This is a genomic window from Arthrobacter sp. STN4 (genome assembly GCF_024539665.1).
Classification (GTDB): domain Bacteria; phylum Actinomycetota; class Actinomycetes; order Actinomycetales; family Micrococcaceae; genus Specibacter.
On sequence record NZ_JAKZGX010000017.1, the window covers coordinates 55,041 to 77,867 of the forward strand.

Here is a 22,827-nt window from a genome sequence, read left to right on the forward strand (position 1 = left end):
CCGGGACGCAACAATGAGGCCCGGCGGGCCATGGCAGATTACCCGAGTGGCCAAAGGGGGCTGACTGTAAATCAGCTGGCAACGCCTTCACTGGTTCGAATCCAGTATCTGCCACCATCAGGGGAAGCCCGGAGCCTTGCGGGAAATCGCAGGCTCCGGGCTTTCCGCCTTTAACGCCCGCAGCCACCACCGCAGCCCGCAGGATGCGCCCGGAGGGCGGGGAACTACAGTTAAGGCATGGAATATCTCGTGCCCTTGGTCATTGTGCTGGTCATTGTCATTGTGGTGATCGTGGCCTCCCGGTTCATGGGCCGCAAGGGGAGGGCCATCCAGGATGCAGAAGGCCCGAAGCCCCGCACGGCGGCTCCGTCCGAACGCAAGCCCAGGGTCACGCGTGAGATGGCCGTGGAGGCCGCTGCGAAGCTGACGCCCGAGACCCACCGGGCAGTCTATTCGCTGATTGCCCGCCAGCAGGTGCTCAATGCCGTACAGGCCTACCGCAAGGCCACAGGCACCAGCCTGGGCAAGTCCGCCGCGGCCGTTGCTGCACTGGCCGAATATCCCCAGCCCTTGCCCGAACAACCCGCCGACGCCCCCCTGGTGGTCGAGGACATCCTCCAGGCTGCCCCGAAACCTGCCGGGCCGACGCCGGCCACCCCGAAAGCTGCCGATCCCGGACAATCCGAATCCGGACAATCCGGATCCGGCCAGCCCAATTCCGGCCAGCCCAATTCCGGCCAGTCCAAATCCGGCAAGGACACTACGGAGCGGGCCGAGGGCAGGGCCGTACCGGCCGCACCCAGCTACCGCTACCGGGCCATCGTCTCCCGCGGCGACGAGGTCCGTGAGGTGGCCAGCACGCGCCTGAACGAGGAAGTCTTCGGGCGCATCCGTTCGCTCGCTCTGTCAGGGGACCTGGACGGTGCGGCCCGGCTCCTGCGCAACCACGCCGATTTGTCCGAGGACGACGCCCGGGAGTTTGTCTCGATGATCGGCCCGGAACGCTGACCACGGGCAGGCACTGAGCCTGCTTTTTTTGGGGCCCTTTGTCTTTAGGGCCCTGCGGCCGCGCGTGCTGCGGGGCCGCCTAGGCGGGCAGGCTGATTTCGAGCTCGAAGCCGTCCTCGTGGTGGATCAGTTGACGGCCCATCCCGGCGTCGAGCTGGATCCACAGGCACCGGCGGTCGCTGGTCAACGTCTCCACCGTGCCGGACAGGCGCCAGCCGCGCTCGTTGACGAGGGCAACATGCTGGTCCCTGGCCAGGGCCGGCCACACATCACGGCCCTCGTGCGCTTGTGGGGCATGGTCGGGTTCCCGGTGGTGGCTGGGGCGGGTCATGGTTCCTCCTGGGGCGGGGTTGCTTCGGCGGTGCTACGTATGGTTATACACAGCCAACCCGGACAAATTGGGTGCACCAGGTGTGCTCTCCGTGAATTTTATGTGTCCACGTTGTGTGGAGCCGGCGCACTGCCTCCCGCGTCCACGGCAAAAACCAGCGTGTCCAGCCACCGGCCGTTGATGAGCCGGTCATTTTCCAGCCGTCCCACCTGTGCCATCCCCAACTTCTGCAACACGCCGGCGGAGGCCACGTTTTCCGGGCGGCAGGCGGCGGTGATCCGGGACAGGTGCAGCTGTGAAAAGCCAAAATGCAGCATGGCGGAGGCTGCTTCCGTGGCATACCCCTTTCCCCACCGGTCCGGATGGAGGGTGTAGCCAATTTCCGCCTCCTGCGTCCCGTGCCGCCCGCCGCGGGTGTTCAGCGTGAGTCCGATGGAGCCGATGACGCTGCCATCGAGCGTGATGGCGAGGGTGTGGCTGCGGCGCGGTGCTTCTGCGGCCTTGTCGATGCAAAAGTTGAGGAAGTCGCGGGTGTCGTGTTCCGAGTTCGGGCCCCACTCGACAAAGGTGCTGGTGCGCGGGTCCGAGGCGAAGGCATGCACGGCGGCGTGGTCGGATAGCGTGTATTCGCGCAGGACCAGGCGCTCCGTGGTCAATTCCATGCGGCAAGTCTAGGCGAACGTCTCCGGGCGGACGCCTTGACCCTTAGGCAGCCTAATGTTAGACTACCTAACTATGAGCGAAGATCTTGGGGAACTGGCGGGCAGCTATCGCAACATCCTGCGCCAGGCCGTCTATCTGTTGCGCTCCATGGACGCCGAAGGGGAGCTCAGCACCGGCCATGTCAGCACGCTGAACATGCTGGCAGCAGGGCCGTTGCGGGTCAGCGCCATCGCCCGGTTCGCCGGCATCCGCGTGCCAAGTGCCACCGAGCAGGTCATCAAGCTGGAGGCTGCCGGATTGGTGGAGCGGAAGCCGGACAGCACGGACGCGCGGGCCGTGCTGGTCGAGCTGACCGGGGACGGCCGCAAGGCGCTCGACGTGGCCAACACGCGGCGGACCGCCGAAGTCGCCGCAGCCCTCGCCACCCTCTCGACGGAGGAGCGGCTGGCCGTCAGGAACGCCATCCCCGCCATCGACAAACTCAATGCGGCGCTGAGGACCTGACCTCCGGCGGCGGGCGCGGCCGCCGGCGTCGTCTGTGAACAATGAAAGATCCAAAGGAGTAAACGTGCAGGCCAACACGGCAGAGAACTCTGCCCACGAAATAGAGGACGTCCTCGCCGATGAGAAGAGGTCGATGCTCAAGCAGCCCAAGGCTGTCTGGGCCGTGGCGTTTGCCGCAGTCTTCGCGTTCATGGGGATCGGCCTGGTGGACCCAATCCTGCCCGCCATCGCCAAGAACCTGCAGGCCACGGCGAGCCAGGTTTCGCTGCTGTTCACCAGCTACTTCCTGGTCACCGCAGTAGCCATGCTCATTACGGGATTTGTCTCCTCCCGCATCGGCGGCAAGAAGACCCTGCTGATCGGGCTGTCCGTCATCGTCGTCTTTTCGGCCCTGGCAGGCACCTCCGGCACGGTTGACGCGCTGGTCGGCTTCCGGGCCGGCTGGGGACTGGGCAACGCGCTGTTCGTCGCGACGTCGCTGGCCGTCATGGTGGGCGTGGCCTCCGGCGGCCACGCAACCGCCATCATCCTCTACGAAGCAGCCCTGGGCCTGGGCCTTTCACTCGGCCCGCTCATGGGTGCGCTGCTGGGCGGCTGGCAGTGGCGGGCGCCATTCTTCGGCACGGCCACGGCCATGGCCATCGCCTTCATCCTGCTGATCATCATGCTGCCCAAGACGCCCGTGCCCGCCGTCAAGACCCGGCTGCGGGACCCGCTGGTGGCCTTGGGGCACAAGGGGCTGCGCACCACCGCCGGCAGCGCCCTGTTCTACAACTACGGTTTTTTCACCATCCTGGCCTTTGTACCGTTCATCCTGGGCTTCAACGCCTACGGCATCGGTGCCGTGTACTTTGGTTGGGGCGTCGCCGTGGCGGTGTTCTCCGTGTTCGTGGCCCCCATCGTGCAGCGCCGCTTCGGCCCTGTGAAGTCGCTCATCGGCGCCCTGCTGGGCCTCATGGTGGTGCTGGCCGGACTGGCCGTTGCTGCAGGCCATTCGGTGCCGGCGATCGTGGTCCTGACCATTGTGTCCGGCGCGCTGCTGGGCATCAACAACACCCTGTTCACCGAAATGGCCATGGCCGTCTCCGATTCGCCCCGGCCGGTGGCCAGCGCCGGCTACAACTTTGTGCGCTGGATGGGAGGCGCCCTGGCGCCGTTCCTGGCCGCCAAGATCGCCGAGCACACCTCGGCGTCGGTCACCTTCTATGTGGCCGCCGCAGCGGTGCTGGTCAGCGCCGGGGTGATCTTTGGCGGGCGCAGGTTCCTCGCCGCCCATGAGCCTGAGGGCGTGTAGGGCCGTTATTCCCGCTCACGCGCTGAGCGAAACCTGTAGCCATGCCTCCCGCCGTCACGTAGCGTGGAAGTCATGGCTACAGTTGAAATCACCACCGAATCGTTTGGCACCACCATCGAGAGCAACGACATTGTGTTCGTCGATTTCTGGGCTTCCTGGTGCCAGCCGTGCGTCCGTTTTGCGCCCACCTATGAGGCTGCCTCGGACAAGCACGACGACGTCGTGTTCGGCAAGGTTGACACCGAGGCGCAGCAGCAGCTGGCCGCCGAGGCCAACATCACCTCCATCCCCACGCTGATGGCCTTCCGTGAAAAGGTGCTGGTCTTTGCCCAGCCCGGTGCGCTCAGCGGCACGGACCTGGACAAGGTCATCACAGCGGTCAAGGACCTGGACATGGCCGAGGTGCACTCCGCCGTCGCCAAGCAGCAGGCCGAGGCAGCCGACGGCAACGCCGGCGAGTAAAAGCCCAACAACCGGTTGAGGTTGGGGACCGTGGCACCATTGGGTGTCGCCGTCCCCAACCTCAACAGTTTTTAAGGGCAGTCCGGTTTTAAAGGCAATCCAGTTTTAAAGGCGGTCCAGCTTGACGGGCTCGGCCAGCAGCGCGCTGAGGGACTCGTTGAGGTCCTGCACCGCGACGCCCTTGCTGTGCTTGTCGAGGGCATCCTCGGACGCCCACTGCTCGGTCAGCACAATCTTTTCTTCCGATTCCTGCGTGATTTCATACTGGATGCAGCCCGGCTCCTCGACGACCTGCTCGATCGCGATCTCGAGGGCGAGCTTCACACGGAAGAATTCGCCCTCGTTGGGGATGAATGTGGCCTTGAGGTTGATGAGGTCGCTCATGCCCTCAGCCTAGGCGATGGGCGCCCGCAGGCGGGAAGCCGTCCCGCAGTGTGAACGTCATGCTCAGTGGCTGCGGTGGTCCTGGATGCCCATGCGCGGGCCGCGGGCGGGCTTGCGGAAACCGCTCAGGTACAGCATCCGCACCACCCGCTGCCGGTGCCCGCGCCACGGTTCCAACAATTCCAGCATGCCGGCGTCATCCACGGGCTGTCCGGCCAGCGCCCAGCCCACAAAGGCGGCCAGGTGGTAGTCGCCCACGGCCACCGCATCGGCGTCCCCGTGGGTGCGCTGCGTGACCTCGGCCGCAGTCCACACCCCTATCCCCGGGATGCCCTGCATCTTCGCGGCCGCTTCCGTGGCCGGCAGCGATGCCAGCCGTTCCAGGCCCGACGCCGAACCCGCCGCGCGCAGCACCGTCGCCGAGCGCTGTGGCCCCACGCCTGCCCGGTGCCACTCCCACGACGGAATTTTTGCCCATTGCCGCGGGGTGGGCGCCACCATCAGGTCCGCCGGAATGTCCGGGTGGCTGCCCGCGCCCGGTGCCGTGCTGCCAAACTTTCGCAGCAGGGTGGCGTAGCCGCGGCGGGCCTCCAGCGCGGTGACCTTTTGTTCCAGGATGGCAGGCACCAGGGCGTCGACCATGCGCCCGGTGGCGGGCAGGCGCACTGCCGGGTGCCGGCGTCGTGCCTCCCGGGCGAGCCGGGGCAGGGTGGCATGGAACACCGGGGCGTCAAAGGGGGACCAGTCGTCGTTGCGGCCCAACAGGGACGGGGCGCCGTGGAGTGCGTGGCCGGCGCCGGGGCCCCAGGCCCGGGCATGGAGTTCGGTGCCGCGTTGGCTGATGCCCAGCGTCGCCGGGCCGTCCGGGGTGTTGAAGGCCAGCCAGGCCGTGCCGGGGGTGAGGCGGATGGTCCTGTCCCCGGGGCCGCGGCCGAGGATGCCCAGTGTCTCGTGCAAACTGTAGGGGCCGCCGGCATCCCAGACCAGGGCGGGACCCGGGTGTGTGGCGGTGGCGGTCATGGTTCCATGGTCGCATGCCGGGCCGGGGGCTGGCTGCCGGGGGACCGCGCGGGTAGGGTGGTGGCATCGATCAGGGGGCGCAGATGCAGTTTGCCGGGCGGCCGGGATGGCGGATGGACGAGGATTTTTCCTGGCCGCTCACCGTGGCGCTGCACATCCGTGACGCGCTGAAGCTGCCCGCCACGCAGCCGTTCTTCATCCCACCGCTGGAGCCGGCGGTGCCCGAACACGTTCCTGCCAGGGGTCCGGGGCTGGATTTGGTGTTAGCTGAAGAATGGGCAAACTGGTTTTCGGCGCTGCTGGTGTACCCGGCCGACATCCCGGGCAATGCCCCCATCGAGTACCTGCCCCTGGAAGGCTGCTCACCGGCCTTTGATCGGCTGGTTCGTGGGTGTTACGGCGATGCCCGGGACTATGCCAACACCTTCAAGGAAGAATATTTTCGGCGGTTCATTCGCACAATGAAGGAACAGGGTCCGCTGGAAACCTATCTGGTGCGCTCCATCGAAAAGGAACTTGGCCACCGCGCCGCACCCTTCAAGCTCGGCGTGCGGATACTGCCGGCCCAGGGTTTTTGGCTGCACCGGACAGGGCCCGCGGAGGTGCTGGTCAGCGACGGCGTCCGCAAGGATCCCGGGCAGCTGCGCCGCCTGCTGGGGCCCATCATCAGGGAACTGGCCCAGTAAACCTGGCCTCCGGCGTTGGGCGCCTGCGCAAGGCTGGACGTCACGCCGGGGCAAAATCCCGGATGGGTTCTGCCCCCGGTGTACCCGGGGCGCAACCCGACTTGGGTTTTGCCCCGCAGGGAAGCTGCCGGACCGGACCAACTCCGGTGATTGTTGGCGAAGCCGCGCGCAAGGGCCCAGGGAACCTGGACAGTCAACGCGGCCACCCGGCGTCGTACTTAGGAGGCCCGCTCCGCCGGTTCCCCGGCCAGGCCCTGGGCCGCCCGCTCCAGGATTTCCCGGCACGCCAAAATGGCCGGGCGGCTGCGGCTGGCACGGCGCGCCGAGGTGAACACGGTGCGCCGCGGTGCCCCGGGAAGGTCTACCAGCTCCAGCGCCGGGGCGCGGCCGGTCCACATCAGGTCGGGCATCAGCGCCACGGCGTTGCCGGATTCAATGAGGCGCACCTGGGCCTGGAGGTCGGCCGTTTCAAAACGCACATCGGGCTCAAACCCGGCCTGGCGGCAGGCCTGCTCGGCCCAGTGCCGCGATGCCGCACCGCGCGGCTCCATGACCCATGGCAGCCCGGCAGTGTCCGCAATGTCCAGGACAGGTTCGCTGCGCAAATGGGACACGGTGCCGGCAGTTCCGGGGGAGGGGACGGCCAGGCGAATGGCGTCCGTGGTCAGCACCACCCGGTCCAGTTCGGGGTGGCGGGGCGCGGCATGGCCGGGATACTGTTCGGCGACTACCAGGTCAAAGTCGCGCGCCCAGGTTTCATACAACGCGGTCTCGGGCTCCCGCTGCACCATTTCAATGCGGACCTCGGGGTAGTTCTGCGCCATGGCGGTGAGCATCTCCGGCAGCAGGGCCAGCGCGGCGGACTGGAACACGGCCAGCTTCACGGTCCCCGTGACGGTGGTCAGCGAGGCGGACATGTCCGCCTCGGCCCGCTCCAGCGTCTCCAGGATCTCCGCCGTGTGGGCCACCAGGATCTCCGCCTGCGGCGTCAGCTGGACCCGCCGGCCCACCTTGAGCAGCAGTTTCACGCCCGCTTCCTTTTCCAAAAGCGCCAGCTGCTGCGACACCGCGGAGGGGCTGTACTGCAGGGCCAGGGCCACGTCGGCAAGGGTGCCGCGGAGGTGCAATTCGCGCAGCAGCCGCAGGCGTTTGACGTCCAGCACGGGGGCCTCCAAAGAGTTAAGTAAACACGAATGATATTCATCAAAAAACATCACTTTTACTAATTGAATATTAGCCCCATACTGGAGCTAAAGGGAACCCCCGAGGCGCCGATCCAGCTGCCTGCGTTGGGTCCCGGCCCAACCCGAGCGCCAACAGAAAAGAACGAACCAGCCATCATGACAACCACCATCGACACGGACCCCGCCGCCACCATTCCTGCCCCCGGCAACGACCTTGCGCAGGAAACCATCGCCCTGGTCCGGCACTGGCTGACCGAGGCCGCAAAGTTCCCCGCCGACATCTCCGCCCAGCGCCTGGCGGGCGTCCTGAAGGACCCCAACGGCCTGGACTTCACCGTCGGCTTCGTCGACGGCGTGATCCGCCCCGAGGACCTGGCCGTTGCCGGCCGGAACCTGGCCGTGCTGGCGCCCAAGGTGCCCGCCTTCCTGCCGTGGTACATGCGCGGGGCCGTCCGCCTCGGCGGCGCCATGGCCCCCATCCTGCCGCAGCTCGTCATCCCCATCGCCCGCAGGGTCCTGCGCGAGATGGTGGGCCACCTGATCGTGGACGCCACCGACGCCAAGCTGGGCCCGGCCATCGCCAAGATCCGCCAGGGCGGCGTGGACCTGAACATCAACCTGCTGGGCGAGGCCGTGCTGGGCGAAAACGAGGCCGCCCGCCGCCTTGAGGGGACCATGCGCCTGCTGGCGCGTGACGACGTCGACTACGTCTCCATCAAGGAGTCCTCCACCGTCGCCCCGCACTCCGCCTGGGCCTTCGACGACGCCGTCAACCACGTCGTGCAGGAACTCACCCCGCTGTATGCGCTGGCCAACTCCTTCCCCAAGCCCAAGTTCATCAACCTGGACATGGAGGAGTACAAGGACCTCACCATGACCATCGCGGTGTTCAAGCGCATCCTGGACAAGCCCGAGTTCAAGAACCTCGAGGCCGGCATTGTGCTCCAGGCCTACCTGCCGGACACCCTCGCGGCCATGATCGAGCTGCAGGAGTGGGCGGCTGCGCGCCGGGCCGCCGGCGGCGCCCCCGTCAAGGTGCGCATCGTCAAGGGCGCCAACCTGCCCATGGAACAGGTCCAGGCCTCCGTCTACGGCTGGCCGCTGGCCACCTGGGGCACCAAGATGGACTCGGACACCAACTACAAGCGCATCGTGAACTACGCGCTGACGCCGGAGCACATCGAGAACGTGCACATCGGCGTCGCCGGCCACAACCTCTTTGACGTCGCCCACGCGTGGCTGCTCGCCAAGAGCCGCGGCATCGGCACCGCCACCGGCCAGCTGGAATTTGAGATGCTGCTGGGCATGGCCACCGGGCAGGCCGAGGCCGTGCGCCGCGACGTCGGCTCCCTGCTCCTCTACACGCCCGTGGTCCACCCCGGTGAGTTCGACGTTGCCATCGCCTACCTGATCCGCCGCCTGGAAGAAGGCGCCAGCCAGGAAAACTTCATGTCCGCCGTGTTTGAGCTCTCCGACAACGAGGCCCTGTTCGAGCGCGAGCAGAACCGCTTCCTTGCCTCCCTGGCCGCGCTGGACACGGAGGTCCCCGCGTCCAACCGGACCCAGGACCGCTCGGTGCCGGCGGCCCCCGCCGCCACGGACACCTTTGCGAACACGCCGGACACGGACCCGGCCCTGCCGGCCAACCGGGCCTGGGGCAAGGAAATCCTGGCCCGGATCCCCGGCTCCAGGCTGGGCGACGACATCGTGGCAGCGAGCCGGGTGGCGGACCTGGCACAGCTGAACGGCATCGTGGACTCGGCGTTGGAGGCCGGAAAGGCCTGGGGCGCCATGACCGGCGCCGAACGCGCCGCCGTGCTGCACCGCGCCGGCGACGTCCTGGAATCCCGCCGCGCCGAACTCATGGAGGTCATGGCTTCCGAGACCGGCAAGACCCTGGACCAGGGAGACCCCGAAGTCAGCGAAGCCATTGATTTCGCGCACTACTACGCCGAGCGCGCCAAGGACCTGGACGCGGTCGACGGCGCCACGTTTGTCCCGGCGAAACTCACCGTTGTGACCCCGCCGTGGAACTTCCCCGTGGCCATCCCGGCCGGATCCACCCTGTCCGCACTGGCCGCAGGCTCCGCCGTCGTCATCAAGCCGGCCACCCAGGCGCGGCGCTGCGGCTCCGTCATGGTGCAGGCGCTGTGGGACGCCGGCGTTCCCCGCGAGGTGCTGGCGCTGGTGCAGTTGGAAGAGCACGCGCTCGGCCAGGCACTGGTCTCCCACCCCGCAGTGGACCGGGTGATCCTCACCGGCGGCTACGAAACGGCCGAGCTGTTCCGCAGCTTCCGCACCGACCTGCCGCTGCTGGCCGAAACCTCCGGCAAGAACGCCATCATCGTCACCCCCAGCGCCGACCTGGACCTGGCCGCCAAGGACGTGGTGCAGTCCGCGTTCGGGCACGCCGGGCAGAAGTGCTCCGCCGCCTCCCTGGTCATCATGGTCGGGTCGGTGGCGAAGTCCGCACGCTTCCACAACCAGCTCCTTGACGCGGCCCGCAGCATGGTCGTCGGCTACCCGGAAACCGCCACGAGCCAGATGGGGCCGATCATCGAACCGGCCGCCGGCAAGCTCCGCAAGGCCCTGACCACCCTGGACGCCGGGGAATCCTGGGCCATTGAGCCCCGCCAGCTCGACGACTCGGGCCGGCTCTGGTCCCCGGGCGTGCGCACCGGCGTTGCCGAAGGTTCGGAATTCCACCTGACCGAGTACTTTGGTCCCGTCCTGGGTGTCATGGCGGCCGAGACGCTGGAGGACGCCATCGCCATGGTCAACCGGATCGACTACGGGCTGACCAGCGGCCTGCACTCGCTGGACCCGGCCGAGATCGGGCTGTGGCTGGACACCGTCCAGGCAGGCAACCTGTACGTGAACCGCGGCATCACCGGCGCCATTGTCCAGCGGCAGCCGTTCGGGGGCTGGAAGAAGTCGGCAGTGGGTGCCGGCACCAAGGCAGGCGGGCCCAACTACCTGGTGGGTCTGGGCAACTGGCTGCCCGCAGCGTCGACGGCCACTGCGCCGCTGGGCGATGCCGCGCGCAAGATGCTCAACGCCGCCTCCTCCCTCGACGCCGAGGGGCAGGCCTTCCTGTCCCGGTCGCTGCACAGCGACGCCGCCGCCTGGGCCGCCGAATTCGGCATCGCCAAGGACGTCTCCGGGCTGTCGGCCGAGCGCAATGTGTTCCGCTACCTGCCGCTGAACCCCCTGGTCCGCCTGGCCGAAGGCGAACCCGTGGCCAAGCTGCTGCGCGTGCTCTCGGCAGGAATCACGGCCGGGGCCGTTCCGGAAGTCTCCTCCGGCGTCGAACTTCCCAACGCCGTCAAGGCCCTGCTGGTGAGCCTGCGCATCCGCGTCACGGTGGAGAACGACGCCGACTGGCTCGCCACCGCGCGCCGCTTCGGTGCCGGGCGCATCCGGCTCATTGGCGGGGATGCCTCCGCCGTGTACGGCGCCACGGGCGGCCGCCCCGACCTGGCGATCTACCACAACGAGGTCACCGAGGCCGGGCGCATTGAGATGCTGCCGTTCCTGCACGAGCAGGCCGTCAGCATCACGGCGCACCGCTTCGGCACGCCGAACCACCTCTCGGACGGCCTGATCTAGCCGGTTCCGGGCAGGCCTGCGCCCGTCCCCCATAAATGCGCCCCTTCCACGGGGCGCATTTATGGGGGACGGGCGCATTTTTTAGCCGGGCACTACCCTTGCGGGATCCCGGCCTGGCGCAACAGCCGTTCAAAGCCGCGAAGATCCATCATTTCCTGCCATGTCCACCGAAAGACGCCCACATCCTGGGCGCGGATCTGGTCCTCACGGTTCTTTTCCGCCATGATCCGGTCCTGAATGGACGTGCCGCCCGCCCAGTCCCGGCGCAGGTACTTGCTGCGGCCGTCGAACTCGCCGGCCTGGCGCTGCTGCTCGAACCAAAAGTCCACAAATGCGTTGCTGCCATCGCGGAGGGTGAAGCGGTGCTGGAGTTCCGGGGCGGCAAAACCCAACTGCCCCATGCGGACCCTGCTGAGGGATTCGCCGGCGGAACCGGACAGCCCGGACGCGAACCCAATGACGGCCACGGCCCTGTTCCGGGCCGACCTTGACGGCAGCGACTCGGCCGCCTGCAGCAGCTCCGGCTTGGACAGTGGAGCGCCTTGCGGTTCATCGACACGCCACACGGGTTCATGGCCGGACGCGGGGAAGCCCACGGGGGTGAACACGTTGACGGGTCTGGGACGCCTGGCCGCGTGCAGGCTGGAATCACACACGGCCACGGCCCGTTCGAAGCTCAGCCGGGTGATCAACTCCATGGTGGTGGTGAGCTTGTCCGTCAGGACCAGTGGGCCGCAACGCACCACCCCGTCGGCGGTCTGCCCAAAATGACGGGCGATGTCGCCACGGCTGCGGCCGCCGCCCCGCTCCTGCGTCAGGACGTGCAGCTTTTGCGGGGTGCCGATGGTCCACAGGCCCCACAGCAGCGCGGCGGTTTGCCGGCAGAACACCGGCTGGTGCTTGGTGGCCAGCTGAAACGCGATGGCACGAAGCCCGTACCGCGACGGCCCATCGAGGGGCTGCCACTCGGAAGCCTCCGCATAAACGCCGCGGCGGACGCGCACGTACCGCCCGCTGTTGCACAGCCTGGCGAGGAGTCGTGAGTCCTGGCCGGCAAGCTCAACATCGGAGGGGAGAATCAACCGTGGCGCGCCCATGCATCCCAGCGTTCCAGAGCCTGGCGGTCCTTGTCAGCGGGGTCCAGCCGGACTGTGGATAACTCCCTCCTAGGGGCAACGCCGGGTCATCATCGCACTGCTGGCAGTTTCCGCGCCCGCTCCCCACCTATGCGCCCCTTCCACCGGGCGCATTTATGGGGAGCGGGCGCATTTCCTGCGAAGGTCAGGCCTGCGAAATCCGGACCATGTTGCCCGAGGGGTCGCGGAAGGCGCAGTCGCGCGGCCCCCACGACTGCTGGATCGGTTCCTGCAGCACCTCGGCGCCGAATGCGCGGGCCTGCTCGAAGGTGCTGTCGAGGTCGTCGGTCTGGAACACGAGCATGGGCAGCACGCCCTTCGTGAGCAGTTCCTGGAGGGCGTCCCCGTCGGCCTGCGAACGGCCGGCGTGCGGTTCGGAGACCACGATGCCCAGGCCGGGCTGGGCGTCGCTGCCGAGCGTGACCCAGCGGAAGCCGCCGGAGGCCACATCGTTCAGGACGGAAAGGCCCAGCCCGTCGCGATAGAAGGCCACCGCCTCATCGGTGTTGCTGACAGTGACATTGGTGTATTGCAGTGAAATCGTCATGGCAGTTACGCTATCCGGCCCGGCGCGGCACCGCTTCTTCGATCCTGCTTTCCTGGGCGGGCGTCGGGACGTGCGGGGCCTGGGCCGGGCTGCGCAGGGGGCGGGTGGCGAATCGGGCAAAGCAGGCGGGCATGGCCTCGACGGCGCTGTGTTCCCGGGCACGGTACGCGCTGGGGGTCTCGCCCATGATCTCGGTGAAGCGGGAGCTGAACGAGCCCAGGGATGTGGCGCCCACGGCCATGCAGGCGTCGGTCACGGACGTGCCGGACCGCAGCAGCGCGGCCGCCCGCTCAATGCGTCGCGTCATGAGGTAGTTGTAGGGCGTCTCCCCATAGGCGGCGCGGAACTTGCGGGAAAAGTGCGCAGGGGACATGAACGCCTTCGCTGCGATGGTGGGCACGTCAAGGGGCAGCGCGTAGTCCCGGTCAACCATGTCCCGCGCCTGGCGCAGCAGCGCGAGCGTGGCAAGTTCCTCCGGCGTCATGGTTTGAAGCTACCAGCCGGAGGTGGCGGAAAGCTGAAGGTTCCGCAACCAGGGCTCCACCTCCCGCGGCGACGCCAGGCGCACCACCCGGAGCCCGGGATCACCGCGGTCCAGGGCAGGCACCAGCGAGCGGTAGAGGTGCCGGGTCTGCCACCCCCAACGGATGATGTGGTCGGGGTCGGTGAACAGAGTGCGCAGCGGCGCCTCAAGGTTGCCGTTCCACAGCTCCTCCCGGCGGAGCCGGCGCCGCACGGTCCGCCGTACCAGGCGCCCCATGGCCACCGGCACGGGAAAGTCCAGCCACACCAGCGTGTCGGCCCGCCGTGCCAGCAGGGGCCGGGCAGCCGGATACTGCCATTCCGTGACCCAGCCGGGCGCCCTGGTGAGACGGTCGACGTCGTCCATGAAGTCCGCGCGCGGCTGCCAGCCGGGCCCGTGGAACAAGGCGTCGATCTCGGTGTGCGGGACGCCGAGAAGGGCGCCGATGCGCCCGGCCAGCGTGGTCTTCCCGGAGCCGGAGACACCCGCCACCAGGACGCGCCGCGGCCGGGTCGGCAGGGGATCCCGGTGGGTCAGCATGCTCCAGATTCTAGAACCGCAAATGCCCCGGGAGGTAACCTCCTTTGGCTGGACGGGCAGCGCGGGGATACTTTGGACTCATGAAGTATGCAAACACCGTCCTTGACCTCATTGGCAACACCCCCTTGGTGAAACTCAACAAGGTGACCGAGGGCATCGCTGCCACCGTGCTGGTCAAGCTCGAGTACATGAACCCGGGCGGCTCCGCGAAGGACCGCATTGCCGTCAAGATGCTCGACGAGGCTGCCAAGGAAGGCAAGATCAAGCCCGGCGGCACCGTGGTGGAACCGACCAGCGGCAACACCGGCGTTGCCATGGCCATGGTGGCGCAGCTGCGCGGCTACAACTGCGTGTTTGTGGTCCCGGACAAGGTGGGCGAGGACAAGCGCGCAGTCCTGCAGGCCTACGGTGCCGAGGTGGTGGTGACCCCGACGGCGGTGGCCCCCGACAGCCCGCAGTCCTACTACGGCGTTTCCGACCGACTGGTGCGGGAGATTCCCGGCGCCTACAAGCCGGACCAGTTTTCCAACCAGAACGGCCCGCTGAGCCACTACGAGACCACCGGCCCCGAAATTTGGCGCGACACCGAGGGCAAGGTCACGCACTTTGTGGCGGGTGTTGGCACGGGCGGGACCATCACGGGAACCGGCCGTTACCTGCGCGAAGTCTCCAAGGACCGCCCCGAAGGCGAAGTGCGCGTCATCGGCGCCGACCCGGAAGGCTCCGTCTACTCCGGCGGCACCGGCCGGCCGTACCTGGTGGAAGGCGTGGGCGAGGACATGTGGCCCGCCTCCTACGACCCCGCCGTCCCGCACGAGGTCATCGCCGTCACGGACAACGACAGTTTCGCCATGACGCGCCGCCTGGCCCGCGAGGAAGGCCTGCTGGTGGGAGGCTCCTCCGGCATGGCCGTGGTGGCCGCGCTGGAAGCGGCCAGGAAGCTGGGACCCGAGGCCGTCGTCGTCGTGCTCCTGCCGGACAGCGGGCGCGGCTACCTGGCCAAGATCTTTGACGACAAGTGGATGCAGTCGTACGGCTTCCTGAAGGCCACCGACGAGCCGGCCGTTGGCGACGTGCTCAAGGCCAAGACCGGGCAGCTGCCGGACCTGGTCCACATCCACCCGAACGAGACAGTGCGCGACGTCATCAACCTGATGTCCGAGTACGGCGTCTCCCAGATCCCGGTGCTTTCCGCCGAGCCACCGGTGGTGATGGGCGAGGTCATCGGATCGGTGGACGAGCGCACGCTGACGGGCAAGCTGTTCCGCCACGAGGCCAAGCTGACGGACAAGATCACCGAGCACATGCAGCCGCGCCTGCCCATCCTCGGCTCGCTGGAGCCGATCTCCGCCGCGCGGACCGCGCTCCAGAACGTGGACGCGCTCATGGTGACCTTCGTCGGCGCGCCCGTGGGTGTGCTGACCCGCCACGACCTGCTGAACTACCTCAACGACTGACTTCCCAGGAGAACGACATGACTGAAGGCTTCAACACCCGCGCCGTCCACGCCGGCCAGGCCCCCGACCCCACCACAGGCTCCGTCATCCCGCCGCTGTACCAGACCACCACGTTTGCCCAGGACGGGATCGGCAAGCTGCGCAACGGCTACGAGTACGGCCGCGGCACCAACCCCACGCGCGACTCCCTCCAGTCCCAGCTTGCCGCCCTGGAAGGCGGCAAGTTCGCGTTCAGCTTCTCCTCCGGCCTGGCCGCCGAGGACGCCCTGATCCGCGCCCTCCTGGTCCCCGGCGACCACATCATCATGGGCAACGACGTCTACGGCGGCACCTACCGGCTCATCAACCGCGTGCTGTCCGTCTGGGGCATCAGCAACGCCGCGGTGGACATGAATGACGCCGGGGCGCTGGCTTCCGCCGTTGCCGCCGGCGGGCCCGAGGGCAAGACCAAGATGATTTGGCTGGAAACGCCGTCGAACCCGATGATGAAGATCACGGACATCGCCGCTGTCGCGAAGGTGGCCCACGACGCCGGGGCCCTCCTGGTGGTCGACAACACCTTTGCGTCCCCCTACCTCCAAAACCCGCTCGCCCTCGGTGCCGACGTGGTGGTCCACTCCACGACGAAGTACATTGGCGGACACTCCGACGCCTCCGGCGGCGCGATCGTGCTTTCCGACGCCGAGGCTGCGGAAAAGATCGGCTTCGTGCAGTTTGCCGTGGGTGCCGTGTCCGCGCCGATGGAGGCCTGGCTGACCACCCGCGGGCTCAAGACGCTCGGCGTGCGCATGGACCGGCACTCCGCGAACGCCCAGCAGATCGCCGAGTGGCTGCTGACCCGCCCCGAGGTGGAAACCGTGCTGTACCCGGGCCTGCCCGACCACCCCGGGCACGAGCTTGCGGCCCGCCAGATGCGCGGCTTTGGCGGCATGATCTCCGTGCAGTTCAAGGGCGGGGAGGCGGCGGCCCGCAAGGTGGCCGAGTCCACGCGCCTGTTCACGTTGGCGGAGTCGCTGGGCGGCGTTGAGTCGCTCATGAACTACCCGTCCGAGATGACTCACGCCTCCGTCAAGGGCACCGAACTGGCCGTCCCCGTCAACCTGGTCCGGCTCTCCGTGGGCATCGAGGACGTGGCCGACCTGATCGCCGACCTGGACCAGGCCCTCAGCGTCCTCTGACCCTGCGGCCCACTGACGCTCGGTTTCAACCGGGGGTGTTTTGGGGAACGCTCCCTCACCGGTTGCGGGAGGGTTTGGGGATTGTGCCCCGGTTGCGCGGGAGCGTTGGGGATGGTGTGGCTATTCCGGCGGCGTGCCTTCCAACCAGTCCATGTAGCGCTGCAGGGAACGCTGCACGATGGCCCGGGCGTCGGCGTCGATGGTGCGAAACGCGCCGTGGATCCGGTCGTAGTCCAACGGGGCAACAGTGTCCAGGATGCGCTGGATGGCCCTGCGCGGCAGCGGGATGTTGTTGACGTAGCTGCGCATGGCGTTCACGGACTTCCCGTCGGCGCCGATGGCAATGGTGTCGCCGCTCAGGAGCGCACCGCGGCCCTCGGCGCCGGCCGGCCAGTGCAGGATGCTGCTGCCGGCGAAGTGCCCGCCGCACTGGATCATGGACAGCCCCGGCAGAACCTCCATCCGGCCCTCCCACAACCGGATCGCAGGGTCCGGGCGCCGGATCCACTGCCGGTCGGCGGAGGCCACATGCACCGGCGCATTGCCGAAGGCGTGGCTCCATTGGATGGAGGACCCCGTCAGGTGCGGGTGGCTGGCGGATATCGCCGCGACGCCGCCAAGGGCCCTGACCGCGGCCACGCCGTCGTCGTCAATAAACCCCGGTGGCTCCCACAGAAGGTTCCCGTGTCCGGTCCGGACCAGGAGGCCGCGCTGGCCGATCCCCAGTTCCGGGACCACGTTGACGGCGTGGAGGCCGGGCTCCAGTTCGTCCACGGTGACGCGGTGGCCGGCTGCGGCCAGTTCCTCCCGGGTGGTCCAGCGCTGGCCGCCGGAGGGAATGAACTGGCGTTCGTCGGCGCAAATTTCACAAAGCTTCGGTGGTGCGGGCGTGTCCGGGTGTTCAACGGCACACGTGGCGCAGGTCCAGATAGGCACGGCTTGTCCTTAATTTGAGGATGAAAATGCGGGCATGTGTTCGGGTGCTTGCAGGGCTTTGGCGGATGTTTAGCGTGGGCCGGACAGGTGCCCTGCCCACAGAAGCGGCACTGATTCGTGCGGGCGCCCCTCCGGCATGCGGGCCTCTGTCCGGCGATGTCCTGCCTGCCGCCTCAGGCGGAAGAGCCTGCGACGGGTCACCGGGACGTGTGCGGCAGCTTGGCCGCCCGCGGCAGCAGCCCCGGGCATGGCACCTCCGCGGGAACCGGCGGCGGGAAGCAGCGGCCGGCCGGGCGCGGGATCGGCCTTGATGGTCGTCGTGGCTGTGGCGGGGAACAACGGGGCGCTCATGGGGCTCCTTGGCAGTGGAAGTGGTGGCGGACACCCCCAGCCAACTAGCTCAAGTTAGCTTGAGGTCAAGCCCGGGCTGTGGCAGCATTCAACGCATGCCCCACATTGCCCCCAACGAACTGCTCCCCATCGGCGAACTTGCCCGCAGGGCAGGTGTCAGCGTGCCCACGGTGCGTTACTACGAGGAGCGCGGGCTGATCCGTTCGGAACGCACTCCGGGCAACAAACGGCTCTTCCCGCGCCACACGCTGCGCCGCCTGGCAGTCGTGGCCGCGGGGCAGCGCGTGGGCCTCACCCTGCAGGAAATCATGGCGGCGCTCGCCGACATGCCTGCGGACAGGGCGCCGACGCAGCGTGAATGGACCCGCATGGGGACCCGGTGGGCGCAGACCGTGGCGCAGCGGATCCGGCAGCTGGAAATCCTGCAGACGTCGCTGGATGGATGCATCGGCTGCGGCTGCCTGTCACTGGGAAAATGCGTCCTGTTCAACCCCGGGGACGAGGCAGCGACGGAGGGCCCGGGCTCACGCTGGTTACGGAATGCGGAAGCTGCCACCGGTTCGCAAGGGTGAGGGCGGGCGGAGGCAATCCGTGGCGAAATTGCCTTGCAAAAGGTGGCGGTACGGGGCCGAACAGGCGTGCGGGAAGGGCCGGAACTGCGAACCGGCTGTTTAAAATACACCATCAATCTGTAACTTTCAGTGACAATTAGGACACGTTTGGCTGATTTGCATATCGATTTGGTTTCGGATTAGCGTTGACCATGCCCTTAGGGGCCGGCCGCGTCTCCAGCGGCCCACGAATGCCCGGGTCTGCCAACACCTCACACCGTCATGCGGCAGGCCACGGAAACGACCTCCATACCAACAGGATCGACGGTGGCGCGCAGATGTCCGGGGACGGATGGAGCGAAGGTGGCCTTTGGGAGCACGCATCCATGAAGAATTCAAGACTTACGCGCAACATCAGCCGCGGACTCGCCGTCGCCGCCATTGCAGGCGCCGGCCTGGCCGTAGCGGGAACGGGCGCGAACGCGGCCTCCGGCAGCACCTGGGATGCCCTGGCGCAGTGTGAAAGTGGCGGCAACTGGTCCATCAACACCGGCAACGGCTTCTCCGGTGGCCTACAGTTCACCCCGAGCACCTGGGCGGCCTATGGCGGCACCGGCGCGCCGGAGAACGCCACCCGGGCACAGCAGATCGCCGTGGCCGAGCGCGTCCAGGCCGGCCAGGGCTGGGGCGCCTGGCCCGCATGCGCCGCGAAGCTGGGCCTTTCCGGCGGTGGCGGCCAGGCCTACTCACCGGCAGCCGTTCCGGCGCCGGCCCCCGTCGCGGCACAGTCCTCCACGGTGGTTCCCGTCCAGCAGGCGCCGGTGCAGCAAGCCCCCGTCCAGCAGGCGCCGGTGCAGCAAGCCCCCGTCCAGCAGGCGCCTGTGCAGCAGGCCCCGGCCCCCGTCTCCGCTGAGCTCAGCGGCAAGACCTACACCATCAAGTCCGGCGACACCCTGAGCGGCATTGCCCAGAAGCTCGGCATCAAGGGCGGCTGGGAAGCCCTGTACCAGGCGAACGCGGACACCGTGATCCACCCCGACTTGATCTTCACGGGTGCCGTCCTGCAGCTCCCGGCGTAGGCAGTTCCCCGCGCAGGCACCTCCGCATGAAACTGAAATGGACCGTGGAGGCTGATCATTCAGCCTCCACGGTCCATTGCTGCATCCACGCCCGTCCGGCCCCGCAGTGAAGGGGGAAGGGGGCCTACCCTCGGGGGGCCACGGCACCCACGTGGGCAACGGCGTCGTACGTGTAGACGGGCTTGCCGCCAATGAACACCTTCAGGGCACGTTGCATGACGTCCAGGGGGTCGCCGCTCCAAAGCACCAGGTCCGCGTCCTTGCCCACGGCGAGGGAACCGATCCTGCCGTCCAGCCCCAGCACCTTGGCGGGGTTGATGGTCAGCGCGCGCATGGCCGTGCGCCGGTCCAGCCCCTCCTTCACGGCGAAGGTGGCCTGGTGGACCAGGAAGTTGACGGGCACCACGGGGTGGTCGGTGATGATGGAAATTTCCACGCCCACCGCGGCCAGCTTGCCCGGATTGGCCAGCGAGCGCCCGCGCAGTTCCGGCTTGGACTTCGTGGTGAACAGCGGGCCGATGAGGACGGGGACGCCGCGGGCGGCCAGCACGTCGCCCAGGACGTGGGCCTCCGTGCCGTGATCGATGACCAGGTCATAGTCAAATTCCTCCGCCAGGCGCAGGGCAGTGGCGACGTCGTCGGCGCGGTGGCAATGCTGGCGCCACGGAATTTCGCGGCGCAGCACCATGGCCAGCGCCTCCATCTGGGCGTCGCGGGGGCGCGGCTCGGGCTTGGCGAGCCAATTCTGCGCAGCCATGAACGCCTGCCGGATCACGAGGGCGGTGCCCAGCCGGGTGGAGGGCGTCTGCTTCTTTTCCCCATAAACGTGCTTCGGGTTCTCGCCGAGGGCCGACTTCAGCCCGCTGGGGGAGCGCAGCACCATCTCCTCGATGTACCTCCCGTGCGTGTGCAGTGCCACGGCCAGGCCGCCGATCGGGTTGCCGGAGCCGGGATTGACGTTCACGGCCGTGATGCCGCCGGCCAGGGCGTCGTTGAAGCCGGGGTCAAAGGGGTCGACGGCGTCGATGGCCCGGACCGCGGCCATGACGGGGTCGGTCATCTCGTTGACATCACTGGTGGAGCCCACCTCGCCCTCGGGGTGCATGCCCAGGTGGACGTGGGCGTCGATAAACCCGGGCAGCAGCCATTGGCCCTTGGCATCCACCACTTCCGCCCCCGCGGGCACCTGCACCGAGGCGCCCAGGGCCAGGATTTTCCCGCCATCCACCAACACCGTGCCGTCGAAGGGTTCGCCGTCGATCGGCACCACATGGCCGTTGGTGATGGCCAGCACGCGCTTCTTGGCGGCGTCGGCGGCTTCGCGGATGGCGGCGCTGATCGAGGCGGTGTCCACCGCCGGCCGGGCGGGCTTCCCTCCGCCCTTGCCTCCGGGCTTGCCGCCCTTGCCTCCGGGCCTTGCGGGGGTGGCCGGCTTGGTCACGCGGCCCGGGACGAAGCCGGGCTTGGGAGTGGGCAAGGTGGGGGACATGGCGGCCTTTCAATGCATGCACGCGGTCTCGCGGCGAATTTCCGGCGGGCGGAGGGCCCAATCACCAACTTACCGCCCCCGCCTGCGAATCGCCGGTCATCGCCGTAGGGTGGGTGCATGAACCGCAAAACCGCATTGGTCACCGGCGTGGGCCGCACCGTTGGCATCGGTGCCGGCATTGCCCGGGCGCTCGCGGCCGACGGCTGGGACCTGGTCCTCAACTACTGGCAACCCTACGACGCCCGGATGCCGTGGGGCGAGCAGCCCGACGACGTCCGCAACCTCACCACCGAACTCGCCGCCGCGGGCACCCGCGTCTGGGCCATGCCGGCCGACCTTGCCGAGCCGTCCTCCGTCGGCAGCCTTTTTGCCCGGATCGCCACGGAGGCCGGAACCCTGGAGGGCATGGTGCTTTCCCACTGTGAGTCGGTGGACTCCGCCATTTTGGACACCTCGCTGGAGAGCTTTGACCGGCATTTTGCCGTGAATGCGCGCGCCAGCTGGCAGCTCATCGCCGCATTTGCGCGACAGGCCGGGCCCGACGGCGGAGCCCTGGTTGCGCTGACCAGCGACCACACGGCCTTCAACCTGCCCTATGGGGCGTCCAAGGGGGCCCTGGACAGGATCGTCATTGCGGCCGCGCGCGAACTGGGCGGGCAGCGGATCAGCGCCAACGTGCTCAACCCCGGCCCCGTCGACACCGGCTGGATGGACGATGCCCTCCGGGCGGAACTGTCCGCGCGCCAACCCGGCGGCCGCCTCGGCACCCCCGCCGACGTGGCCCCGACGGCGGCGTTCCTGCTGTCCCCCGGCGGGCGCTGGGTGAGCGGGCAGCTGATCAAGGCCGACGGCGGCTTCTCGGCATAGCCTTCCTCCCCCGCTTCCCAGGGTGCGCAGGACCGGGCACCGCTCCAGTAAGTTGGGACCATGACCGATTCACCTGATGGCACCGTCCTGGCCCTGTGCCGTGTCCACGAGACAGCGCGCACCATGACGGGCTTCGGCATCACCGGGATCGACAAACGGCCTGTGGCGGGGGCCGTCAGTGTCCGCACCTTCGGCGTTTTCGGCGACGTGCAGGGGGACCGGGAACACCATGGCGGCCCGGACCAGGCCGTCTACGCGTACTCGCAGGAAGATGCGGACTATTGGGGCCGTGAACTGGGCCGCGACATCCCGCCCGGGCTTTTTGGCGAAAACCTGCGCACGCAGGGGGTGGAAACCACGGGGGCGGTCATTGGCCAGCGCTGGCGCGTGGGACGGCACCTGCTCCTGGAGGTGACGAACCCGCGCGTCCCGTGCGCCACCTTCGCAGAGCGCATGGGCGAGCGGCAGTGGGTCCGGCGGTTCACGGAGGCAGGACGGGTCGGCGTGTATTTCCGGGTGCTGCGCAAGGGCAAGGTGCAGGCAGGGGACACCATCACGGTGGAGCCGGCCCCGGCCCACGGCATCACGGTGGGCAGGTTCTTCTCCCACCCCACCGTGGCGGACGTGCACACCCTGCAGGCACTGCACGACGCCGGCGAACTCACCCTGAGCGCCCACTACGGCAAGTACTTCCGGCGCATCCTGGACAACGCCTAGGACACCGCTGAACAAAGGTCGATTTGGCTGGCAGTGCTCGCTGGTGGCGGGTTGATGGCGGTTTGGGCGTCTGGTTGGTGGCGGTTCCGGGTTTGCTTGGGCGGAGCCGGGAGGGTTTGTGGAATGGCTTTTTGGGGCCGCTGTGGTGTGGGTGTGCCGCGGGCGCCGGTGCCGGCCGGCTCAGCGGGGGGTGTCCCTATGTTTTTCGTCAAGGGTTTGGGCGGGTTTTCTTTGAAGGTTCTTTCGTCCTTGTTTTTGGGCAGGGTTGAGTGGCTGGCGGGTGGTCGCCATCAGCTCGCGGGGTCGTCCGG

The 22,827-nt window shown here is 68.1% G+C and carries 23 protein-coding genes and 1 tRNA gene; 13 read left to right on the top strand and 11 right to left on the bottom strand.

Features of this window, described 5'->3' with window-relative positions; genetic code table 11:
• Nucleotides 1–32: 32 nt before the first annotated feature.
• Both MMF96_RS13000 and MMF96_RS13005 read left to right on the top strand, forming a co-directional pair.
• Nucleotides 33–117 (top strand) — tRNA-Tyr (locus MMF96_RS13000).
• 120 nt (nt 118–237) lie between these two features.
• On the top strand, nt 238–1,008 hold the full coding sequence (locus MMF96_RS13005; protein WP_256883774.1) for a hypothetical protein: 771 nt from the start codon (nt 238–240) through the stop codon (nt 1,006–1,008).
• Nucleotides 1,009–1,087: 79 nt separating this feature from the next.
• Here MMF96_RS13005 and MMF96_RS13010 read toward each other — a convergent pair whose 3' ends face one another.
• Together MMF96_RS13010 and MMF96_RS13015 are read right to left on the bottom strand one after the other, a co-directional pair.
• The gene (locus MMF96_RS13010) at nt 1,088–1,339 is read right to left on the bottom strand and encodes a hypothetical protein (RefSeq protein ID WP_256883775.1); all 252 of its coding nucleotides are present in this window, start codon (nt 1,337–1,339) and stop codon (nt 1,088–1,090) included.
• 98 nt (nt 1,340–1,437) lie between these two features.
• Nucleotides 1,438–2,001: a GNAT family N-acetyltransferase gene (locus tag MMF96_RS13015; protein WP_256883776.1), complete on the bottom strand. Its 564-nt coding sequence runs from the start codon at nt 1,999–2,001 to the stop codon at nt 1,438–1,440.
• A 73-nt stretch (nt 2,002–2,074) separates the two neighbouring features.
• On the opposite strand from MMF96_RS13015, the gene MMF96_RS13020 reads away from it, so the two are divergent.
• The 3 genes from MMF96_RS13020 to MMF96_RS13030 all read left to right on the top strand — a co-directional run bounded on the left by MMF96_RS13020 (nt 2,075) and on the right by MMF96_RS13030 (nt 4,262).
• Nucleotides 2,075–2,506 (top strand): MarR family winged helix-turn-helix transcriptional regulator, encoded by a 432-nt coding sequence (locus MMF96_RS13020; RefSeq protein ID WP_176615073.1) that lies wholly within the window; start codon nt 2,075–2,077, stop codon nt 2,504–2,506.
• A 133-nt stretch (nt 2,507–2,639) separates the two neighbouring features.
• A complete protein-coding gene (locus MMF96_RS13025) occupies nt 2,640–3,800 on the top strand; it encodes an MFS transporter (RefSeq protein WP_176615192.1) in 1,161 nt (386 codons plus the stop codon).
• A 72-nt stretch (nt 3,801–3,872) separates the two neighbouring features.
• On the top strand, nt 3,873–4,262 hold the full coding sequence (locus tag MMF96_RS13030) for a co-chaperone YbbN (protein ID WP_256883778.1): 390 nt from the start codon (nt 3,873–3,875) through the stop codon (nt 4,260–4,262).
• A 105-nt stretch (nt 4,263–4,367) separates the two neighbouring features.
• Here MMF96_RS13030 and MMF96_RS13035 read toward each other — a convergent pair whose 3' ends face one another.
• Nucleotides 4,368–4,646 (bottom strand): putative quinol monooxygenase, encoded by a 279-nt coding sequence (locus MMF96_RS13035; RefSeq protein WP_176615075.1) that lies wholly within the window; start codon nt 4,644–4,646, stop codon nt 4,368–4,370.
• 63 nt (nt 4,647–4,709) lie between these two features.
• The gene (locus tag MMF96_RS13040) at nt 4,710–5,666 is read right to left on the bottom strand and encodes a DNA-3-methyladenine glycosylase (protein ID WP_176615076.1); all 957 of its coding nucleotides are present in this window, start codon (nt 5,664–5,666) and stop codon (nt 4,710–4,712) included.
• 113 nt (nt 5,667–5,779) lie between these two features.
• Between MMF96_RS13040 and MMF96_RS13045 the strand changes: the two genes are divergently transcribed.
• Complete coding sequence (locus tag MMF96_RS13045; protein WP_256883779.1) at nt 5,780–6,352, top strand: hypothetical protein; 573 nt, start codon at nt 5,780–5,782, stop codon at nt 6,350–6,352.
• 218 nt (nt 6,353–6,570) lie between these two features.
• On the opposite strand, the gene MMF96_RS13050 is transcribed toward MMF96_RS13045, so the two are convergent.
• Nucleotides 6,571–7,515 carry a LysR substrate-binding domain-containing protein gene (locus tag MMF96_RS13050; protein WP_176615078.1) on the bottom strand — a complete coding sequence of 315 codons (945 nt, stop codon included), beginning with the start codon at nt 7,513–7,515 and terminating at the stop codon, nt 6,571–6,573.
• Between the two features lie 177 nt (nt 7,516–7,692).
• Here MMF96_RS13050 and MMF96_RS13055 point away from each other — a divergent pair, with 177 nt between their 5' ends.
• On the top strand, nt 7,693–11,145 hold the full coding sequence (locus tag MMF96_RS13055; RefSeq protein ID WP_256883780.1) for a bifunctional proline dehydrogenase/L-glutamate gamma-semialdehyde dehydrogenase: 3,453 nt from the start codon (nt 7,693–7,695) through the stop codon (nt 11,143–11,145).
• A 92-nt stretch (nt 11,146–11,237) separates the two neighbouring features.
• On the opposite strand, the gene MMF96_RS13060 is transcribed toward MMF96_RS13055, so the two are convergent.
• From MMF96_RS13060 to MMF96_RS13075, 4 genes are all read right to left on the bottom strand, one after another.
• A complete protein-coding gene (locus MMF96_RS13060; protein WP_256883781.1) occupies nt 11,238–12,242 on the bottom strand; it encodes a type IV toxin-antitoxin system AbiEi family antitoxin domain-containing protein in 1,005 nt (334 codons plus the stop codon).
• A gap of 184 nt (nt 12,243–12,426) precedes the next feature.
• Nucleotides 12,427–12,828: a VOC family protein gene (locus tag MMF96_RS13065; RefSeq protein ID WP_256883782.1), complete on the bottom strand. Its 402-nt coding sequence runs from the start codon at nt 12,826–12,828 to the stop codon at nt 12,427–12,429.
• A gap of 10 nt (nt 12,829–12,838) precedes the next feature.
• Nucleotides 12,839–13,312 carry a helix-turn-helix transcriptional regulator gene (locus tag MMF96_RS13070; RefSeq protein WP_176615082.1) on the bottom strand — a complete coding sequence of 158 codons (474 nt, stop codon included), beginning with the start codon at nt 13,310–13,312 and terminating at the stop codon, nt 12,839–12,841.
• A 9-nt stretch (nt 13,313–13,321) separates the two neighbouring features.
• On the bottom strand, nt 13,322–13,891 hold the full coding sequence (locus MMF96_RS13075; protein WP_256883783.1) for an AAA family ATPase: 570 nt from the start codon (nt 13,889–13,891) through the stop codon (nt 13,322–13,324).
• Nucleotides 13,892–13,971: 80 nt separating this feature from the next.
• On the opposite strand from MMF96_RS13075, the gene MMF96_RS13080 reads away from it, so the two are divergent.
• Nucleotides 13,972–15,348: a cystathionine beta-synthase gene (locus tag MMF96_RS13080; protein ID WP_256883784.1), complete on the top strand. Its 1,377-nt coding sequence runs from the start codon at nt 13,972–13,974 to the stop codon at nt 15,346–15,348.
• 17 nt (nt 15,349–15,365) lie between these two features.
• Nucleotides 15,366–16,526, top strand: a complete 1,161-nt coding sequence (locus tag MMF96_RS13085; RefSeq protein WP_256883785.1) for a cystathionine gamma-synthase — start codon at nt 15,366–15,368, stop codon at nt 16,524–16,526.
• A 120-nt stretch (nt 16,527–16,646) separates the two neighbouring features.
• Here MMF96_RS13085 and MMF96_RS13090 read toward each other — a convergent pair whose 3' ends face one another.
• On the bottom strand, nt 16,647–17,462 hold the full coding sequence (locus MMF96_RS13090; protein ID WP_256883786.1) for a hydrolase: 816 nt from the start codon (nt 17,460–17,462) through the stop codon (nt 16,647–16,649).
• Between the two features lie 446 nt (nt 17,463–17,908).
• Here MMF96_RS13090 and soxR point away from each other — a divergent pair, with 446 nt between their 5' ends.
• Together soxR and MMF96_RS13100 are read left to right on the top strand one after the other, a co-directional pair.
• The gene (soxR, locus tag MMF96_RS13095; RefSeq protein WP_176615087.1) at nt 17,909–18,385 is read left to right on the top strand and encodes a redox-sensitive transcriptional activator SoxR; all 477 of its coding nucleotides are present in this window, start codon (nt 17,909–17,911) and stop codon (nt 18,383–18,385) included.
• A 365-nt stretch (nt 18,386–18,750) separates the two neighbouring features.
• Entirely contained in the window at nt 18,751–19,443 is a 693-nt protein-coding gene (locus tag MMF96_RS13100; protein WP_256883787.1) for a transglycosylase family protein, read from the top strand.
• A gap of 124 nt (nt 19,444–19,567) precedes the next feature.
• Here the strand turns inward: MMF96_RS13100 and MMF96_RS13105 are convergent, their stop codons facing one another.
• Entirely contained in the window at nt 19,568–20,932 is a 1,365-nt protein-coding gene (locus tag MMF96_RS13105; protein WP_256883788.1) for an amidohydrolase, read from the bottom strand.
• Nucleotides 20,933–21,049: 117 nt separating this feature from the next.
• Here MMF96_RS13105 and MMF96_RS13110 point away from each other — a divergent pair, with 117 nt between their 5' ends.
• On the top strand, nt 21,050–21,799 hold the full coding sequence (locus MMF96_RS13110) for an SDR family oxidoreductase (protein ID WP_256883789.1): 750 nt from the start codon (nt 21,050–21,052) through the stop codon (nt 21,797–21,799).
• Nucleotides 21,800–21,859: 60 nt separating this feature from the next.
• The gene (locus MMF96_RS13115) at nt 21,860–22,516 is read left to right on the top strand and encodes an MOSC domain-containing protein (protein WP_176615091.1); all 657 of its coding nucleotides are present in this window, start codon (nt 21,860–21,862) and stop codon (nt 22,514–22,516) included.
• Nucleotides 22,517–22,827 lie beyond the last annotated feature (311 nt).

Coding starts and splice junctions, on each gene's coding strand:
- MMF96_RS13010 (WP_256883775.1), bottom strand. CDS start 1,339: ATGACCCGCCCCAGCCACCACCGGGAACCCGACCATGCCCCACAAGCG.
- soxR (WP_176615087.1), top strand. CDS start 17,909: ATGCCCCACATTGCCCCCAACGAACTGCTCCCCATCGGCGAACTTGCC.
- MMF96_RS13040 (WP_176615076.1), bottom strand. CDS start 5,666: ATGACCGCCACCGCCACACACCCGGGTCCCGCCCTGGTCTGGGATGCC.
- MMF96_RS13005 (WP_256883774.1), top strand. CDS start 238: ATGGAATATCTCGTGCCCTTGGTCATTGTGCTGGTCATTGTCATTGTG.
- MMF96_RS13080 (WP_256883784.1), top strand. CDS start 13,972: ATGAAGTATGCAAACACCGTCCTTGACCTCATTGGCAACACCCCCTTG.
- MMF96_RS13100 (WP_256883787.1), top strand. CDS start 18,751: ATGAAGAATTCAAGACTTACGCGCAACATCAGCCGCGGACTCGCCGTC.
- MMF96_RS13015 (WP_256883776.1), bottom strand. CDS start 2,001: ATGGAATTGACCACGGAGCGCCTGGTCCTGCGCGAATACACGCTATCC.
- MMF96_RS13045 (WP_256883779.1), top strand. CDS start 5,780: ATGGACGAGGATTTTTCCTGGCCGCTCACCGTGGCGCTGCACATCCGT.
- MMF96_RS13085 (WP_256883785.1), top strand. CDS start 15,366: ATGACTGAAGGCTTCAACACCCGCGCCGTCCACGCCGGCCAGGCCCCC.
- MMF96_RS13075 (WP_256883783.1), bottom strand. CDS start 13,891: ATGCTGACCCACCGGGATCCCCTGCCGACCCGGCCGCGGCGCGTCCTG.
- MMF96_RS13035 (WP_176615075.1), bottom strand. CDS start 4,646: ATGAGCGACCTCATCAACCTCAAGGCCACATTCATCCCCAACGAGGGC.
- MMF96_RS13025 (WP_176615192.1), top strand. CDS start 2,640: ATGCTCAAGCAGCCCAAGGCTGTCTGGGCCGTGGCGTTTGCCGCAGTC.
- MMF96_RS13070 (WP_176615082.1), bottom strand. CDS start 13,312: ATGACGCCGGAGGAACTTGCCACGCTCGCGCTGCTGCGCCAGGCGCGG.
- MMF96_RS13110 (WP_256883789.1), top strand. CDS start 21,050: ATGAACCGCAAAACCGCATTGGTCACCGGCGTGGGCCGCACCGTTGGC.
- MMF96_RS13115 (WP_176615091.1), top strand. CDS start 21,860: ATGACCGATTCACCTGATGGCACCGTCCTGGCCCTGTGCCGTGTCCAC.
- MMF96_RS13055 (WP_256883780.1), top strand. CDS start 7,693: ATGACAACCACCATCGACACGGACCCCGCCGCCACCATTCCTGCCCCC.
- MMF96_RS13060 (WP_256883781.1), bottom strand. CDS start 12,242: ATGGGCGCGCCACGGTTGATTCTCCCCTCCGATGTTGAGCTTGCCGGC.
- MMF96_RS13020 (WP_176615073.1), top strand. CDS start 2,075: ATGAGCGAAGATCTTGGGGAACTGGCGGGCAGCTATCGCAACATCCTG.
- MMF96_RS13065 (WP_256883782.1), bottom strand. CDS start 12,828: ATGACGATTTCACTGCAATACACCAATGTCACTGTCAGCAACACCGAT.
- MMF96_RS13105 (WP_256883788.1), bottom strand. CDS start 20,932: ATGTCCCCCACCTTGCCCACTCCCAAGCCCGGCTTCGTCCCGGGCCGC.
- MMF96_RS13030 (WP_256883778.1), top strand. CDS start 3,873: ATGGCTACAGTTGAAATCACCACCGAATCGTTTGGCACCACCATCGAG.